Source organism: Comamonas sediminis (assembly GCF_041107495.1).
GTDB lineage: Bacteria > Pseudomonadota > Gammaproteobacteria > Burkholderiales > Burkholderiaceae_C > Comamonas > Comamonas sediminis.
Genome location: NZ_JBGBDC010000009.1, coordinates 39,998 through 56,414 on the forward strand (window position 1 = coordinate 39,998; position 16,417 = coordinate 56,414).

The 16,417-nt window shown below is 60.1% G+C and carries 13 protein-coding genes; 1 reads left to right on the top strand and 12 read right to left on the bottom strand.

Features of this window, described 5'->3' with window-relative positions; genetic code table 11:
• Positions 1-52: 52 nt before the first annotated feature.
• Complete coding sequence (locus AB7A72_RS19305; protein WP_369460866.1) at positions 53-2,080, top strand: glycosyltransferase family 2 protein; 2,028 nt, start codon at positions 53-55, stop codon at positions 2,078-2,080.
• 1,190 nt (positions 2,081-3,270) lie between these two features.
• On the opposite strand, the gene AB7A72_RS19310 is transcribed toward AB7A72_RS19305, so the two are convergent.
• From AB7A72_RS19310 to AB7A72_RS19365, 12 genes are all read right to left on the bottom strand, one after another.
• Entirely contained in the window at positions 3,271-4,155 is an 885-nt protein-coding gene (locus tag AB7A72_RS19310; RefSeq protein WP_407065000.1) for a class I SAM-dependent methyltransferase, read from the bottom strand.
• Positions 4,152-5,048, bottom strand: coding sequence for a class I SAM-dependent methyltransferase (locus tag AB7A72_RS19315; protein ID WP_369460867.1), 897 nt, complete (start codon positions 5,046-5,048; stop codon positions 4,152-4,154). Before AB7A72_RS19315 ends, AB7A72_RS19310 begins: the two co-directional genes overlap by 4 nt.
• 86 nt (positions 5,049-5,134) lie before the next feature.
• Complete coding sequence (locus AB7A72_RS19320) at positions 5,135-6,442, bottom strand: ABC transporter ATP-binding protein (protein WP_369460868.1); 1,308 nt, start codon at positions 6,440-6,442, stop codon at positions 5,135-5,137.
• Positions 6,443-6,453: 11 nt separating this feature from the next.
• On the bottom strand, positions 6,454-7,254 hold the full coding sequence (locus AB7A72_RS19325) for an ABC transporter permease (RefSeq protein WP_407065001.1): 801 nt from the start codon (positions 7,252-7,254) through the stop codon (positions 6,454-6,456).
• Positions 7,255-7,342: 88 nt separating this feature from the next.
• Positions 7,343-8,236, bottom strand: coding sequence for a peptidylprolyl isomerase (locus AB7A72_RS19330; RefSeq protein ID WP_369460869.1), 894 nt, complete (start codon positions 8,234-8,236; stop codon positions 7,343-7,345).
• A 166-nt stretch (positions 8,237-8,402) separates the two neighbouring features.
• A complete protein-coding gene (locus AB7A72_RS19335) occupies positions 8,403-9,926 on the bottom strand; it encodes a cell surface protein (RefSeq protein ID WP_369460870.1) in 1,524 nt (507 codons plus the stop codon).
• Positions 9,927-10,105: 179 nt separating this feature from the next.
• On the bottom strand, positions 10,106-10,522 hold the full coding sequence (locus AB7A72_RS19340; protein ID WP_369460871.1) for a hypothetical protein: 417 nt from the start codon (positions 10,520-10,522) through the stop codon (positions 10,106-10,108).
• 27 nt (positions 10,523-10,549) lie between these two features.
• Positions 10,550-12,988 carry a type II secretion system secretin GspD gene (gene gspD, locus AB7A72_RS19345; protein ID WP_369460872.1) on the bottom strand — a complete coding sequence of 813 codons (2,439 nt, stop codon included), beginning with the start codon at positions 12,986-12,988 and terminating at the stop codon, positions 10,550-10,552.
• Between the two features lie 43 nt (positions 12,989-13,031).
• The gene (locus tag AB7A72_RS19350) at positions 13,032-13,673 is read right to left on the bottom strand and encodes a hypothetical protein (protein WP_369460873.1); all 642 of its coding nucleotides are present in this window, start codon (positions 13,671-13,673) and stop codon (positions 13,032-13,034) included.
• Positions 13,670-14,236: a type II secretion system protein GspM gene (gspM, locus tag AB7A72_RS19355; protein WP_369460874.1), complete on the bottom strand. Its 567-nt coding sequence runs from the start codon at positions 14,234-14,236 to the stop codon at positions 13,670-13,672. Before gspM ends, AB7A72_RS19350 begins: the two co-directional genes overlap by 4 nt.
• The gene (locus AB7A72_RS19360) at positions 14,233-15,579 is read right to left on the bottom strand and encodes a PilN domain-containing protein (protein WP_369460875.1); all 1,347 of its coding nucleotides are present in this window, start codon (positions 15,577-15,579) and stop codon (positions 14,233-14,235) included. The genes gspM and AB7A72_RS19360 overlap by 4 nt, the downstream gene beginning before the upstream one ends.
• A gap of 18 nt (positions 15,580-15,597) precedes the next feature.
• On the bottom strand, positions 15,598-16,410 hold the full coding sequence (locus AB7A72_RS19365) for a type II secretion system minor pseudopilin (protein WP_239810574.1): 813 nt from the start codon (positions 16,408-16,410) through the stop codon (positions 15,598-15,600).
• Positions 16,411-16,417 lie beyond the last annotated feature (7 nt).

Sequence of the window (16,417 nt, forward strand, 5' to 3'; positions counted from 1 at the left end):
CGATAGTGCTTGCAAATCAAGCACCCCTGCTACAAAAACCAAGAGCCGCTCCTTGTCATCCACTCTCTCTACCTTGCGCAAGCTGCCCCACAAGCTGCGCCAGCTGGCCCGCAGCATGTACCTGCTGGCCGCCGATCCCCGCCAACTGGGCAGCAACAGCCGCCGGCTCTGGCGCGCCTGGCGCACCGGTGGCACCCCCATGCTCAAGCACCAGCTGCTGTCCTTGGGCCACCCTGATGCCCCGACTGTACCGGTCGCCCCCACCGATGCCTGGCAGGACTACCAGCAGCGCTTGGCCAGCGAGGTGCTGCCGGTGCTGCGCGCCGAAATTGCAAGCTTGACGCAGCCGGTCAGCATCTCGATCCTGGTGCCCACCTACAACACCGACCCGGCCATGTTGACCGCGATGGTCGATTCGGTGCGCGCCCAGATCTACCCGCACTGGGAGCTGTGCATCGCCGACGATGCCTCCACCCAGCCCCATGTGCGCAGCATGCTGCAAGCGCTGGCCGCGCAGGAGCCCCGCATCAAGCTGCACCTGGGCGAGCGCAACCATGGCGTATCGCACGCCAGCAACCGGGCGCTGGCGCTGGCCACCTCTCCCTTTGTGGTGCTGCTGGACCATGACGACCTGCTCCAGCCCCAGGCCATCTACCGCGTCGCCCAAAGCGTCATGGCCGATCACCCGGACATGCTGTACTCGGACGAAGTGCTGGTCAGCCCTGATGGCAAGCAGGTGCTGCAGTACTTCCACCGTCCGGCCTTCTCGCCCGAATACCTGCGCAGCCACCCCTATATCGTGCACATGGTGGGCTTTCGCACGGCGTTGCTGCGCAGCCTGGGCGGCTTTGACGAGACACTGGGCATTTCGCAGGACTACGATCTGATTCTGAGAGTCAGCGAGGCGGCCAGCCGCATCGTGCACCTGCCTGAACTCCTCTACCAATGGCGTACCCACACCGGCTCGGCCGGCCACGACAAGATGGCCCAGGTGATGGCCACCTCGACTGCGGTGCTGCAACGCCATCTGGACCGCAGCGGCATCGCGGCGCGCTCGGCCGCCGGCGTCTCCTTCAACTTCTTTGAGACGCAGCACCAGATCGCCGATGGCCAGCGTGTGGCCATCATCATCCCGACCAAGAACTACGGCAGCCTGGTGCGCCAGTGCGTGGACAGCATCCGCGCCACCGTGCAGCATGCCGCCTACGACCTGATTGTGATCGACCATGACTCGACCGAGCAGGCCAGCCTGGACTATTTTGCCCAGTTGCAGCAAGACGGCACTGCCGCCGTGCTGCGCTACCAAGGGCCCTTCAACTTCTCAGCCATCAACAACTGGGCCGTGCGCCAGTTGACCCGCCCCTACAGCCACTACCTGTTCTGCAACAACGACATCGAGGCGCTGGAGAGCGGCTGGCTGGAGCACATGCTGTCGCAGTGCCAGGACCCGAGCGTCGGCATGGTGGGCGCGCAGCTGCTCTACCCCGACCGCACGTCGATCCAGCACGCCGGTGTCTGCGTGGGCGCCTTTGGCATTGCCGAGCACTATGGCAAGTTCTTGAAGCTGCCACCCGACCGCGTCGACATCGCCTTCATGGGCCGCCTGGTCAGTACGCATGAGGTATCGGCCGTGACCGCCGCCTGCCTGCTGATGCGCAAGGATGCGTTTGATGCCATCGACGGCTATGACGAGAAGCTCGCCGTAGGCTTTGGCGATGTGGACCTGTGCCTGCGCACCTTGCAGCTGGGCTGGCGCGTGCTGTACTGCCCGCAAGCCACCTTGATCCACCATGAATCCATCACCCGGGGCAAGGCCGAAGGCTATGACCCGCACCCAGAGGATTCGGCGCTGTTCGCCAGCCGCTGGCGCGATTTCCTGGACCAGGGCGATCCGTACTTCCACCCCGCTTTTGAAGTGCGCCACACCTGCTGGCTGGTACGCACACCTTTGCACTGCCAGCCCTCGATCAACCGCCGCCTCTTCAGCCGCAGCGGCCTGGGCCAGCGCATGCAGCGTTTGAGCTATAGCGTTAGCATCTCAGCCCCGGCGCATCAGGAAGAAGCTACAACCGGACTTTAGGCTGTCAATCGGAACAGATCCAGGAAACCAAGGGCTCCCGCACGGTATTTCGTCATGAAAACATCCCACTGGTTGGACGACTGTCCACGCAGTGGGATGAAGTTTACGACACGGCTTTGAGAACGAATCCAACTTAATTTTTACGGATTTCCCATTCCCATCCAAATGCCCACGCTGCTCCAGTATTGGGATTGCGGCAATTCGAAGATGATCGACTATTGCTGACGACAGTCCAGCCTGTTGGGACAGGTCCTGCACATGTTGTCATCGTCGTACCACTCCTGAATGCTGGAAACACGTTGAAATTTCTATATTTCATATATGTCTGCACTTGGAATGGGCGTGGGCGCGGGCAGTTTGCGGAAAGTGGGGGATTACCACCCCAAGCAATCGCTGCCCAACCGGGACCAGGCCGCTGCATATCGCAACCTTCAATAACCACATAGGGTGGACTGGGTGGCGGAGGTGGCGGAGGTGGGGGCGGTGGAGGTGGTGGTGGTGGTGGGGGCGGCGGAGGGGGCGCACTGCCAAACTGCACGCCCCTCACTGGCGAGCCTGGAACTTCGAAGTTGGATCCATCTGCGCGAATAAAATACAAATTGATGTTGTATCTACGGCCATCTAGCCAGCTCGCATCGTAGATAAAGTCGCCGCCAAAGCCATGGTTCCCATTCCCTCCACAGAGATTTGCCACTGCTTGCTCACGCGGATGGTTTGCTTCAAGCACTCCTAAGAAGAGGCCATCAGATCGGTACGCGTGGATCACTCCTTGGTAGTGAGGAAGCTCAGAAGTGCAGGCCCACCCCCAAGATGCACTTGCATCAGCATGATCCACCGCTCCTGCATCCGCCGCATTTGCAGCGGCAGCAATGAAGAGCGCTGTAAGCGCCACTAAGTTCTTCATAAGCATCCCCTTCATGAAATTAATGCAAAACCATATTTGCATAGATTCATGCTATTTAACAATCCCTACTTGAACCTTACAACGACCTATGGGATTGTCACGAGATGCTTCTAGATCATTTGTTTAGCGCTTCATGGTCAGGATGTTTTGGCGAGTGGTGAGCGCTAGGGCGTTCTAAGTGTGAGGGTCGTTCAACCGGACAGGCTAGGGTAGGGAAACTCAACCAGTCCGACTTGGTGAAAACAACGTATTGCAACTCACCACTTAGCGGAAGGCCAGTCAAGGATCAAACGGGTCGCTGCAGCAGCAAAAAGATCTCGTTGTTGGTCAGTACCTCGCGCGGGTACTGCGCCAACAAGGCCTCGGGCACGGGCTCGGGCTCATAGTGGCGGCGCTCTTCGCGTGCCACCGTAAAGCCCGCTTCCTTAGCCAGCGCCACCAGCTCGTCGGCGGTCAGGCGGTTGAGCTCTTGGTATTCCTTGAACACAAAGCGCTTGTAGCCCTCAGGCCCAAAATCGGCAAATCCAAAGTCCACCTCATCCGGGCTGAGTTCACCGTCATAGGCTGCTATCACCTTCCAGAGCGCATCCTCGTCCACCAGCAGGTGGTGCCAGGCAACGCTGTCATAGCGGCGCAGGTGCGAGCCAAAGGCGGAGTAGAACAGCGGCTCGATCTGCAAGAAGAAATGCCCGCCCGGCTTCAGGCAGGCCAGCAGGTCTTTCAGGATGGGCAGCAACTGGTCGCGCTGCACATGCTCAAAGGTCGACCAGCTCATGATGCCGTCATAGAGCGGCGCCTGGCCCGCCAGCGGCGCGCTGGGCGTGATCGTCTGAAAACTCAGCGCGGCCGGAATGCGTTGCAGGCCCAACTGCTCCTGCGCAATGCGCGGCAGCTTGGCGTATTCCTGGCGCACATCAACGCCGTGGATGGCCGCAGCGCCATGGCGCAGCACCAGGGCCAGATCGGTGATGCCATCGCCGCAGCCAAACTGCAGCAGGCGGGCGGTGCTCACATCCATCACCGGGCTGAGCCACTGCGCCACCACATCGGATGCGTAGTGGAAGTGGGAGCGGAACCACTCGTCGGTGATCCGGCTGTCGTCAAACGCGGGCAGGCCCAGCAGCTTTTCACGCAATTGCGCCAGGCGGCGCATACGGCTTCCGCGGTTCATGATGGCTTTCGCAGCACGTACACGTCCTGGTGGTTCCAGAACTGCACGGGGGAGAAATATTCGAGCTTGTCGGCGCCCACGGTCTCGGCAATGCGCGCGCGCACAAAGGCTTCCGTCGTAAAGGCCGTGCCGTACTCGTTCGGATCGATGGCGTTCGATTCGCTCGACGGCGCAAAGAAAAAGCCCTCATCATCGAGCGGAACGCTGTCAAACCGGGCCGCCTTGATGCCGTGCGTGCTGAACACCAGAATGCCACCCGGCGACACCAGGTTGTACAACACCTGCAGCCAGCGGCCCCAGGTGCTGCGCGGCAGATGGCTGAACAGCGACAGCACAAAGACCGTGTCGTACTGGCGCGGGGCCACCAGTTGCTCAGGCACGCTGGCAGAGACAAAGCCCTGTACGCCAAAGGTACCCTGCGCGAAGTCCACCGCATCGGGCACCACATCCGATACCGTCACCTTGCCGGGGCCCAGCAGATGGGCCAGGTGGCGGGTAAAACGGCCATGGCCGCTGGCAAACTCCAGAAAATGCTGGCTCTGCACCAGCGGCTGACCGACACGCTCCATCACCGTCATCAGCTCGGCCAGGGTGCGCCAGCCATCGGCCAGGTAGTCGCGCAGCGGGTTGTTGCTGCTGGGGTGGCCGGCAAAGAAGCCAAAAATATCATCGGCTGTGGAAATCGTGCAGTCCAGGCCCATGATGTTGCGGAACGAGCCGGTCAGCCCATGCTGCTCGATCAGCGCATGCGCTGCCAGCATCACGTCCTTTTCGGCACGGGCACGCAGCAGCAGGCCCGAGGCCGCTTCAAAATTGCCATTGGCCAGCATCAGCTGGGCTTCGGCCAGCAACTGCTGGCCCTGGCTGGTCGCAGAGGGAGAATTCGTGGTCATAAATCTGGGGGCGGTGGGCACGCCAGCGCAGACGCTGGCGCGCTCGTTTCCTGGGGTTCAAGCGGTGCACGCGCTTGCGCGCAGCCTCAGCTCCAATGGTGGGGCAATCGTACCAGTCCAGGCAGCGGCTTGGGGTAGATAAAGCGGAAGACGGTGTACTGGAACCATTGGTCGTAGACCGCCAGACCCGAGCCATCGAACAAGAAGGCGCTGACCACATAGTCACCGCTGTGCAAAGGCAGGTCCGGAAAACTCAGTACCGACTGCCAACTGCCATCAGGCAATTGCAGGGGAACCGCACCCTCTTCGTGCGTAGCCAGGCAGGCAATGCCCACCCCCTTGTTCTGCTCGATCATGAAGCCGATATTGGGCCGCTCGGCCCCGTTGCCGCGTGCCTTGATCGTGATCACCAGGTCCTGGCCTTGCAACACCGGCGGGTCGCCCGGGCTCAGGTTGGCAATATCCACCGACAGGATGCAGGCGTTGCCAGCCTCTTCGGCTGGAGGCAGGTTGGGGGGCTCCACGGCATAGGGCGTAGCCAGTGGATCGGCCGGTTCTGTAGCCACCGCGGCTGCAGCCACATCGGCCAGCACAGACGGCACAGTACTTGCCGCATCATCACCCCACTGCTGCCGGTCCTTCTCATCCTGCTTTTGGCGCGTGCGCACATCGTAGGCCGCCAGCACCGCCTCGGTCTCGCCAAACATCTGCACCTGGCCCTGCTCCAGCCACAACGCGGCATCGCAGAGGTGGCGAATATGGTAGGGACTGTGCGAACAAAACAGGATGGTGCAGCCCTTCTGGCGAAAGTCCAGAATGCGCTCGATGCATTTCTTCTGAAAGCTCTGGTCACCGACGGCCAGCGCTTCGTCGACGATCAGCACATCGGGCTGCACGGCGGTGACCAGCGCAAAGGCCAGGCGCACATTCATGCCCGAGGAATAGGTTTTGACCGGCCGGTCGATCGCGTCCTGCAGCTCGGAGAAGGCAATGATCTCCGGCTCCAGCTTGCGCATCTCCTCATGGCTGATGCCAATCAGGCTGCCGGCAAAATACAGGTTGTCGCGGCCGCTGAAGTCAGGGTGGAAACCCGCGCCCAGCTCCAAAATGGCGGTGATGCGGCCGGAGCGCTCAATGGTGCCGGCCGAGGGTTGCATCGTGCCTGCCAGCAATTTGAGCAAGGAGCTCTTGCCGGCACCGTTGTCACCCACCACACCGATGCACTGGCCGCGCGCCAGGCTGAAGCTGACATCACGCAGCGCCCAGTGGCTGCGGTGCATGGCCTGCCCCGTCAGCAGCGCTTTCACACGCTGGCGCGGGGAGTCATACAGCTTGTATTCCTTGCCCAGGTTCTTGACCACCAGCACGGCCGCGGTCTCTTGCGTCTTCGCCATCTGCACGCCCGTCATAGCCAGTCCACCAGCTGATCGCGGCTGCGCCGCACCAGCACATTCACCACCACGGCAAGCACTGCAATCCACACAGCGCTCACCACCCAGACTTGCAGCTCCGGCCACTGGCCCTGCAGCAGCGCAGACTGGTAGCCCATGACATAGGAAGCCATCGGGTTCAACCACAGCAGCCAGCGCCAACCCTGCGGAAACATCGTGATCGGAAACAGGATCGGCGTCAGGTAGATACCCACCGACAGCATAAAGCCCACCAGCTGCACGGTATCACGCAAGGCCGCCGCAAAGATTGCCAGCGCGTACGACAGCAGCAAGGTCATCAGCAGCTGCATGGCCATCAGCGGCAGCAAGGCCAACACCCCCCACTGCATATGGTGCACAGGGATGTAGCACAGCGCCAGCAGCAGCATCAGCGGACCAAAGATCCAGGAGCTGGCCAACACCGATCGCACCGGGAACAGCACCGGCGGCAGCGGGTTCTTCTGCAAGATGGATCCTGCCTCCAGCAAGCTGCCCATGCCACGCGATACCGCATCGCAAAAGGCCATCCAAGGCAGCGCCCCCACAATCAGAAAGGTACCCACCGCATGGCTGGATGCGCCCTCACCCAGCCGCATCGCGAACACGATGTCGAACACGAGGTAATAAGCCGCCACGGACAGCAGCGGCTGGAGATAGGGCCAGATGACGCCCAGCGCAGTGCCCGCATGGCGTGCAGCGACCTCTCGGCGGGTCATCACGCCGACCAGGGCGCGGGCGTTCCAAACCTCTTGGATACTGTGCAAAAAGGTGCGCATCTCAGTTCAATAACGAAAAACAAGCTCCCATGAAAAAAGGAGAAGGCCGTTTCAGCCTCCTCCTTGCCGCATAGGCAGTGACTACGGGTTATTTTGCCTTATATTGCTCCAAAAAGGCTTCCAAGGCTTTTTCGTCAAACTTGGCTTTGCTGGTGACCTTCTCCACCTCAGCTTCACGGGCGGCTTGCAATGCCTTTTGCGTGAATTGCTTTTCCAGCTCAGGACGCGCTTCTTCAAATGTCCTTTGCACCGCAGGCTTGCGGTCGATGAACTTGATCACATGGTAGCCAAATTGGCTCTCCACCACAGGAGCGAACTCACCCGGCTTGGTCAGCGCGAAGCCTGCCTTTTCAAACTCGGGCACCATGCGGCCACGGGTAATGAATCCCAGATCGCCACCGCGTGCAGCGCTTCCTGGGTCTTCGGAATTGTCCTTGGCCAGCTGAGCAAAGTCTGCACCAGCCTTCGCTTCGGCCAACAGCTTTTCAGCCTTTTGCTTAGCTGCATCGGTCTTGCCCTTGACGAGGATGTGCGCCAACTGCACTTGTTCAGGCGTTGCCATGCTGTCCTTGTTAGCAGCGTAGTGCGCCTTGATCTGCGCCTCGATCAACTTCGGATCTGGGGCATGCTGGGCATTGAATTTGGCAAGATATGCATCGGAGACCACCTTGTCCGCTGCAATGCGCGCAGCGGCAGCTACTTGAGGGTCATCCGCCACACCCACGGAACGCGCATGGGCAGCCATCGCCCGGCGCACAAACAGCGCATGCACCATCTGCTGCACGCTATCCTTGTTCGCCAAGAAGTTATCACGCATCTCTGCAGGTAAGCGCTGCGCCTCCGCCTGCACATCAACCACACTGACCTCAGCTCCTGGCACGCCAGATATCAACACTTGGCTGTTGCTGGTAGCAGCTGAGGCCGTCAAGGCCAACACACTCAACACGATGCCCGCGGGGGCGAAAAAAATACGGTTACGCATTCACAGTCCTACTGGCAAAAGAAGCAGCATAACAAATCGTGCTGCGAACCACTGCGCTATCGATTGAACAAATATTTCAGAAATGTAAAAAGGGCAGAGATTGCTCTCTGCCCTTTGGCTGTTTCTCTCAGTATTTCAAACTATGGCCTTGCGGCCACAGCGTGAATTACTTGGAGAAGCGGTGTGGCCAGGTGATACCGTAGGTACCGCTGAAGCCGTTAGCTGCGCCGCCGGCGTTGGTCAGCTTGATGAACGACGAACCCACCACTGGCAGAGCGCGGGTGTAGTTCACTTGGCCCCAACCGTTTTCGTAGCTCACAGCAGCGGTCTGACGAGCCACCGAAGCGCCCAGCACGGAGTTACCAGTGTCCTTGAATGCCAGCACGTTCACTTCACCGCACAGACGGATCACCTTGGCAGTGCCGGGGGAGATCACAGCGCCGTTACGAACGGAAGATTCTTCACGGTCGTAGAACACGTTGCTGGTGGTGTTCACGCAGATGTTGCCATCAGCGTCCACCGAGGTGGTGCCAGCTTCGAAGTAACGGGTGGTGTTGTCAGCAGCGACCACACCAGCGTTGAACACGCGGTACTTGCCCGAGTTGGTAGCTTCAGCGTAGTTAGCGCCAACGCTGTAACGACGGGTAGGCATCGACAGAACCCAGTCAGTCTTCGCATCGATCAGGGTATCGGTAGCGAACTGGTTAGACACACCGGTGTTGGCCACAGCTTGGGTCAGCAGCGAAGCTTGCTGTTCAGGCGTGGTGGTGGTGGTCAGGTAAGGGGTCGACAGGTCTGGGAAGTCGTAGTTCACAGCGGCCACCAGAGGTGCCGCCACTTGGGTACCATCACCAAACAGGATGTTAGCGCCAGCCTTGAACAGTGGATCAGCAGTGTAGTCGCCGATCGCAACGCCAGTTGCTGCGTTGTCCTGTGGGAATGCCACGAACTTGCCGCGGGCGTTTGCACCTGCGTCGTCCACAGCCTTGATAGCGGTAGCAGCACCGGAGAACGTGGTGGTTTGGGCCACGTTCAGGATGTACCAGTCGCCGGTCAGTTGGCCGGTAGGCGTGTCGTAACCCAGGGTTGCAGCAGTTGCCACAGTGGTTGGGTTGATCGACAGGGTCTGCTCCAGAACGGAGTCAGCGCAAGCAGGAGCAGCGTTGGCACCGTGCTTGATGGTCTTGAACAGGTCGGAACCTGGCTTCACGTCAGCCATGTTCAGGATTTCAACGTAGCCTTCCTTCGTGTTGTTCACACGCTTTTCGGCGGTCCAGCCATCAGCCAGACGATCTTGCACGAAGCTGATCTTTTGGCCGTGGATGTTGGGGTACGTGCAGCTGTTGTCAGCCGTCAGGAAGTACGAACCATTGGCATCAGCTTGCACCGAACCGGTCCACACGTCGTAAGGCGACAGGAACACGGTAAAGTCCAAGATATCGTCAGAGTTGGCAGCGCCACGGAAACGAACCTTCAGAGCCTTGCCGTTCACAGTGTCGGTGTTCACCACGTGGAACACGGACATGTTGTCATTTTGCGTGGTGAAGTAAGGAACCACCAAAATGTGACCCACGCCGCCTTCGGCTTGCTCGAACTTGGTTGCCGAAGCAGCAGTCATTTGAGCGGAAGCAGCACCAGCAAAACCGCCAATCATGGCAGCAATGCTCAGAGCCAGAACATTTTTCTTCATAAACACACTCCAGTTAAAAAAAGTTAGTCAGCGCAACTACCACGATTGTTTACGCTAAGAAATAATAGCATAGCGCCTTCGCGGTTTGCAAAGCAAGCGCCCTGTTTTTTTGCAGTAGCTGTTGAGAATTTACAACAACCATCTGCCTTCCACACCGCCCACTGAGCTTGGCAATGGGCTCAGGGCTCCAGATAGAGTCGCCACTGACCGTCTTCGAGCAACCAAGTTTGCTTCGAATACATATCAATGGTACCCAGATTTTTCCCTATCAGCGGTGGTTTGACCTTCAAATCGACGCCCACGTCACACTTTTCCGCATCGCACTTGACATCGTGGATCGCAGCGGACTGCGCAAAGGTGCCGGGGTAGGCCTTCTTATATTGTTCAAGGGTGCGTGCCTTCTGATAGGCCGCATTGGTCAACGCATAGGCGGCAGCATGGTCCCCCTTGATCCGGGCGTTGTTGAACTCCAACGCATTCTTGGCGACGATCTCCTCCGGGGTCGCTGGTTGGAGACTGGCGCATGCCACCAGGGAAGCCACCGCACCAAGTGCAAACAATGCTTTCATCGATTGAATGAGTGTATTAGTGTTCATATTTCAATACTTTTACAACATAGTGAATTACTGTGCCTGCACGGGTTGCACAGGGGCAACACGGGATGCAGGAGCGGGGGCATTGTTGGCACGCATCAGCAGATCATCATCGTTCAAGCCGCGCAGGCGGTCACGCAGCTCTTCGCTAACCTCGCGCACATCCACATCAGTACGCACCACACGAGGTGTCATCACGAGCAAAAGTTCCGTGCGTCTTGAGTTTCTGTTGGTGGTGCTGAAGGCTTTTCCAATGATCGGAATGTCTTTCAGCAAAGGAATGCCAGAGTCATTATTTTCAGTTCGGTCTCTGATCAAGCCGCCCATCACGATCGATTCACCCGAGCGCACGGCCAGCTTGCTGGTCAATTGGCGGTTGGAGAATTTAGTCTGCTGCGATGCGGCATCGAGACCCGCGTCATCGATCACCGACTGGTCGATCTGCAAACTGACCATATTGCCGGAGTTGACGGAAGGCGTGACATTCAAGATCACCCCCGTGTCCTTGAGCTGGTAGTTGTCTGACAGAAAGCTGGTCGACGTGATGGTGCTGCTGACCTTGACCGGAATTTGCTCGCCCACAGAAATGGAAGCTGGGTGGTTGTCCATCACCATCACCGAAGGGCTGGACAGCATCTTCACTTGCCCCTGCCCCGCGACGGCACTCAAGCGAGCCGCGAGATCACCACCACTGTTGAACAGCGAATAGGTAAAGTTGCCCGCTGCCGCAGCAACAGGGCTAGTTGTCGTGTTGTTCAACGTGCCAAGGCTGCCGGTGCCCGAGAAATTGCGCCCTCCGATGCCGCTGTTACGGAACAACCACTCCACACCGTACGCCAGGTTGTCATTGAGTGTCACCTCAATAATGCTGGCCTCAATCAGCACCTGGATAGGCGCCACATCCAGGCGCTTGAGTGACGCCTCGATCTTGCGGAACTGCGAACCCGTGGACCAAACCAGGATCGTGTTGTTGAACTCATCAGCTACGACGCGGATATCGCCGATAGCGGTAGCGGTGATGGTAGGCGTGCCCCCCTGCTGCTGGGCATTGCCGGTGTTGCCAAAGCGGTTGGCGTTGTTGTTGCCAAAACCGGATGAAAAGCCCGTCGTACTGCCAAAGTTGTTGAAGCCACCACCCAAACGGTTGTTATTGTTATTGACGCCGTTCAGACCGGGCGCTACGCCGGACGTCATATTGCCGGCGGCACCTTGCTGGCCACCAAAGATGCCATTGAGCACCTGGGCCAGGTACTTGGCATTGCCGTTCTGTACGCGGTAGACATACAGTTCAGGCTCGCTGCCCCCGTAGCCGGGCACATCGAGGCGGCGAATCCAGCGCTCTGCCTCATCCAGGTAGGAGGCGCGTGGCGTGATCACCATCAGCGCATTGAGGCGCGGGATCGGCAGCACCCGCAAAGCACCGAACAGGGGATTGGAATCGCCCAGCGAGGTCAGCAGCGCAGCTGCCGCTGCCGCATTGCCGCTGAGCTGGTTATTGCCGCTACCGCTGGCAGCAGCACCGGTTGCCTGGCCGGGACGGCGTTGCGCGGCAGCGCCGGCCGCTCCACCCGCAATACCCGCCGACGCTGCAGCGCCCTGCCCTTGCGCCGCCTGGCCGCCGCCACCATTGACCATTTGCAGCGCTGCACTGACTTCTTCGATCGAGGCGTGCTTCAGCGGGTAGATGCCAACCGACATCCCCTTGAGCAGGTCCACGTCAAAAGTCTTGACCATCTCCATCCAGCCTTCGGACTGGGTGCGCGTACCCTGCATGATCAGCACATTGCGCACGGTATCGACCTTGATCAACGCTTCGGCCGGAATGATGGGCTTGAGGATGTTGGACATCTCGGTGGCGCCAATGTATTGCAGCGGCACCACGATCACACCGTAGCCGGGCGCCATGCTGCCCGGCGCACCAGCGATACGCACATTGCCGACCAGACTGCGCAGCACCTCGGGCTTGCCGACCTGGTAGGTGCCGCGGGCATCGCGCACCATCGCCAGACCATTGGCCTGCAGCGCCGCTTCCAGCAGAAAGACGGCCTTGTCCGGATCGATCGGCTTGGGCGTCGTCAAAGTCACCGTGCCCTGCAGCGGCGGGTGCATCACATAGTCGATCTTCAGAATATCGCCCATCACCGTGCGAACCACCTCGGCGACTGGCGCTTCCTCGAAACGGAAGCTGACCGGCGCGCCACCGGTGATAGGTGTGGACTTGTCAATATTCAGCAGCTTATCGGTGCCGCGCATCACCCGCGGCTCGGTCGATTGCTCTTCCTCGTCACTACCCATCTTGGGGGAGATCAGGATATTGGGCGCCTGCAGCACAGGCGGCTGAGCAGCCGCTTGGGCTGCAGGCTGCGCCGCAGGCAGCGGTGCTGCAGTTTGCGCCTGGGCCGGCAGCAGCATGCCGATCTGGCCCAGTGCAACTACCAGCGCCGTGTTGAAAAATACGGGAGACTTCATGGTTCTAACCCTAGGATCTATCTATTTATAGAGATTGCCACGCTCAGGGGCGCTGGGCAGCGGTAGAGCCGCCGAGGCTTGCACGGCGACGCGGTGGTGGGGTATCGGTGCCGGCAGGCGGCTGCCCGATTTGGGCGGGCATAGCTCTTTGCGGCACATTGGTCTCTGTCGCGGGACCGAAGCCTTGCTGCAGCTTGCCTTTTTGCAAGGCAATTTCCTTGGTCACGCCGTCTCGGGTGAAATAGACCCGGTTATCCGCGACTGAGCTCAATGTCCAGCCATCCAGCGTTCCACGCAGCGGTAAGGACTTGTCCTTGCCCTGGAAATTGATAATGATGCCGCCGCTCTTTCCATCCTCGCCTATATAGACGCCACTGAGTACCGCATCAGCCAGGTAGTCGGGCGGCGGCGGCGGTGCTTCTGCTGGTGCAGCAGGGGGCGGCGGCGGAGGACGGCGGGTCAGTGAAAACAAAGGGCGATCAAGCATGGCCAGAAACTGGCTGTGGTCCATGGCCTGCGCCTTGCCCAGCCGGGGCACGATGTCGTCCAAATTGGACTTCTGCCCTCTGGGAACAGTCCAATGGGCATTCTTGAGCCCCCCACTGGGCGTCAACCACATCCAGGCCAGCAACAGGGCCAGCACGACGTTGGCCGCCACCAAAATGACACTTATATGGCGCTTCATGGACGCTCCCTCAAAACGCTCAGGGTCATCTGAAGAGTCAGCCTGGGTGCCACCTTTTCATTCATCACCTGCAAGGTTCCCTGGTTTCTTACTTCCACATCGGCCAGCAGCATGACCGGCAGTTGCTCGTTCAAAACGGCCAGCGCGCTATCGACTGCCAGCAAATCTCCCTCTGCACGCACAGACAGAGGAATGCGGTCAAAACCCTTCTCCTCTTTGGCAGGCAACACCTGGCTACTGACGACGGTCAGCCCAGCAGTGGTCAGCAGGCTGCGTACCTTCTGCTGGACGGCATTGCCAGTTTGTGCGACATCCTGGCTGCCAGGGTAAATATACTCAGCACGGATCTGCAAAGCCCGCTCCAGCGACTGGTCGATCTCCTCGCGCTGAAGATCGAGCCCACGCAGTCTTGCATAACGGGGCTCCAGCTCCGACAGACGCGCCTGCGCCCAGAGGTGTTTGCTGACAACATAGCTTCCCAGCGCCACCAAGGGCAGCAGCACCAGCAATGCGGTGACCACCAGGATCAGCAGTTCTTTACGATGGGGTCGATTCGCGATCATGGTTTTTTCCCTCCTGGTTCAGTGGCAGGAGGAGGAGACGATGGTTTGCTTCCACCCAGGCTGGGGCCCGACTTGGTGCCCCCCAGCGTGGGGCCTGGCTTGCCGCCCCCTATACTGGCCTTGGGCGCCGCTGCAGCGGGCGCGGCAACAGGTGCGCCCGGCGTCGCCCCCTGTGGCGCAGGTGCGGGCACGACAGGAGGCACGCCCTCTGCAGATTCCGTAGCAGCAGGCTGCGCAGGATCTTGCTTGGCGGCAGCCTCTACCTCGATTACCGTCTTCGGTCCAAATACCTTGGCATCGAGCCCCAGCTCGATGGTGAAACTCTCTTTATTACCGCCGCCCATGCGGGTAGCAGCGCTGGGCGCGCGCACATCCTTGACACCCTCTTGGTTGCTGAGCTTTTGCATCAGGGCCGAAGCGTTCTCGGTCAAGCCAGAGATCGTCACCTTGCTGCCCTGAATGCGGGCTGATTGCAAGGCCGTATCGTCAGGCAGCACATTGGTCAGCATGCTGAGCACCTTGACGCCATCAATGCGCTCTGCCAACAGCTCCGACAGTCCTCCGACCTTGTCCGCGCTCTGGATCAGGGCCTCCCGCTTGGCCACGACATCCGTGGTCTTGGCTGCCATGCCCTCGTAGGCATGAACTGCCTCGATTGCGCGCAAGCGCAGTTGCGCCGTCGGCGTGGCAGCGATGGCAGCAACCAACAGCACCGCCAGCGCGACGCCGCCGACATTCCACCACAGCCGCTTGCGACCCAGTGCATAACGGGCTTGCTCACCAAAGCCCTGGAACACCACCGGCCTGCGTTCCGGTGCAAACACCCAGACTTCGGGCTGCTCCAACGACTCTGCCTTGGATTGGCCCTTGAGCGTCTGCAGATGCAGCTGCTGGGCCACCTGCGCCTGCAGATAGGGCTCGGTCTGCGCTCGGGAAGCCAGGACCACGAGCAATTTGACCCCCTTGCTGCTGCGGCTCAACTCGGTATAGCCCCAGAGAAGATCATCGGCAGCAAAAGGGCTGATCGCCTGCACTTCCAATTCAGCAGCGCTGGCGCAATCCTGAGGATCCAGCGCAGGCAGGGCCACCGTCTTGCGCAGCACCATGTGTTCGGGCAGTTCCAACGCCCAAAACACAGGCTCACGCCCAGGTTTAAGCACCGGCTCGCCGCTTTCCCACACCACGGTGGGGGCGCCCTCAGCAGGTACCAGCCGCAGCGTTTGCGCAGGCCGCAGCCATGACAGCGGCGGCCACTGTGGCGCCCTGCGCCAGGTTTTTAAAATATCGGCCTTGAGCTGGTTCAGATCCAGCCCAAAAAAGCGCGATTCAGTAGAAATTGCCATAAGGGTGCTTTGCTTCGATCAGGATGCTGGCTTCAGCATCTGGCGCGCTTCAAACGTATACCAGGGCAGGCCGTCTCTCGTTCTGGCCCCGAAGTACACACTGCGATCTACAAGAAAAATCCGTCCGTCCGCCATCGGCACCTGGGCCGTTATGCGGTAGCGGCGCTGTGCGCCGCCAGGGCGCGCCAAGTTGGCGTCCAGGCCAGTGGTGTCCAGCCCTGGCTGACCACGCGATGCAGCGATACGGGCTGCGATGCCCTCATCTCCGTTAGCCAGCACCCGCAGCACATCCGGAGGCGACGCCAACGGATTGACCGTGGCGCCTCCTGAGCCGGCGGTCGCCGCCGTGATCAAGGGCGCGAGTCTAGCATAGAGGTCGTAATCGATTCCGGGCACCTGCATCAGGTCTTCTATCGCCTCAAAACGCTCCGGCCGGCGGCCGTCGAGCGAAGAGCGTTCACGGCGATCGAGGACCGCTACCGCAAGCTCCTGGGCGGCGCCTTCCGGCAATCCCCCGCCCACGCTCATCAGCGCCGTCAGCAGCGGCAACGATGCGCCATTGATATTGATCAGGCCGTTGAGCGGCATCACACTGACCGCTACCTGGGTGCCCTGGTAATTGACCGAGGTCTCGGTGGTCTCCTGCAAAATGGTGCGATCGGCCGCCAGCTGCTGCAGCACCATGACCACGGCCGCATCGCCCACGGCCTGCGCGGTCACCTTGTCCTTGGCCACGCCAATCATCTTGGCTTCCTGGCGCACGACGCCGCTGACGCCGGTCACCATCAGGCTGAGCGCAGCCACCAACCAGAGCACGGCGATCAAAGCCATGCCTTGT

Coding starts and splice junctions, on each gene's coding strand:
- AB7A72_RS19310 (WP_407065000.1), bottom strand. CDS start 4,155: ATGAACCGCGGAAGCCGTATGCGCCGCCTGGCGCAATTGCGTGAAAAG.
- AB7A72_RS19315 (WP_369460867.1), bottom strand. CDS start 5,048: ATGACCACGAATTCTCCCTCTGCGACCAGCCAGGGCCAGCAGTTGCTG.
- AB7A72_RS19320 (WP_369460868.1), bottom strand. CDS start 6,442: ATGGCGAAGACGCAAGAGACCGCGGCCGTGCTGGTGGTCAAGAACCTG.
- AB7A72_RS19325 (WP_407065001.1), bottom strand. CDS start 7,254: ATGCGCACCTTTTTGCACAGTATCCAAGAGGTTTGGAACGCCCGCGCC.
- AB7A72_RS19330 (WP_369460869.1), bottom strand. CDS start 8,236: ATGCGTAACCGTATTTTTTTCGCCCCCGCGGGCATCGTGTTGAGTGTG.
- AB7A72_RS19335 (WP_369460870.1), bottom strand. CDS start 9,926: ATGAAGAAAAATGTTCTGGCTCTGAGCATTGCTGCCATGATTGGCGGT.
- AB7A72_RS19340 (WP_369460871.1), bottom strand. CDS start 10,522: ATGAACACTAATACACTCATTCAATCGATGAAAGCATTGTTTGCACTT.
- gspD (WP_369460872.1), bottom strand. CDS start 12,988: ATGAAGTCTCCCGTATTTTTCAACACGGCGCTGGTAGTTGCACTGGGC.
- AB7A72_RS19350 (WP_369460873.1), bottom strand. CDS start 13,673: ATGAAGCGCCATATAAGTGTCATTTTGGTGGCGGCCAACGTCGTGCTG.
- gspM (WP_369460874.1), bottom strand. CDS start 14,236: ATGATCGCGAATCGACCCCATCGTAAAGAACTGCTGATCCTGGTGGTC.
- AB7A72_RS19360 (WP_369460875.1), bottom strand. CDS start 15,579: ATGGCAATTTCTACTGAATCGCGCTTTTTTGGGCTGGATCTGAACCAG.
- AB7A72_RS19365 (WP_239810574.1), bottom strand. CDS start 16,410: ATGGCTTTGATCGCCGTGCTCTGGTTGGTGGCTGCGCTCAGCCTGATG.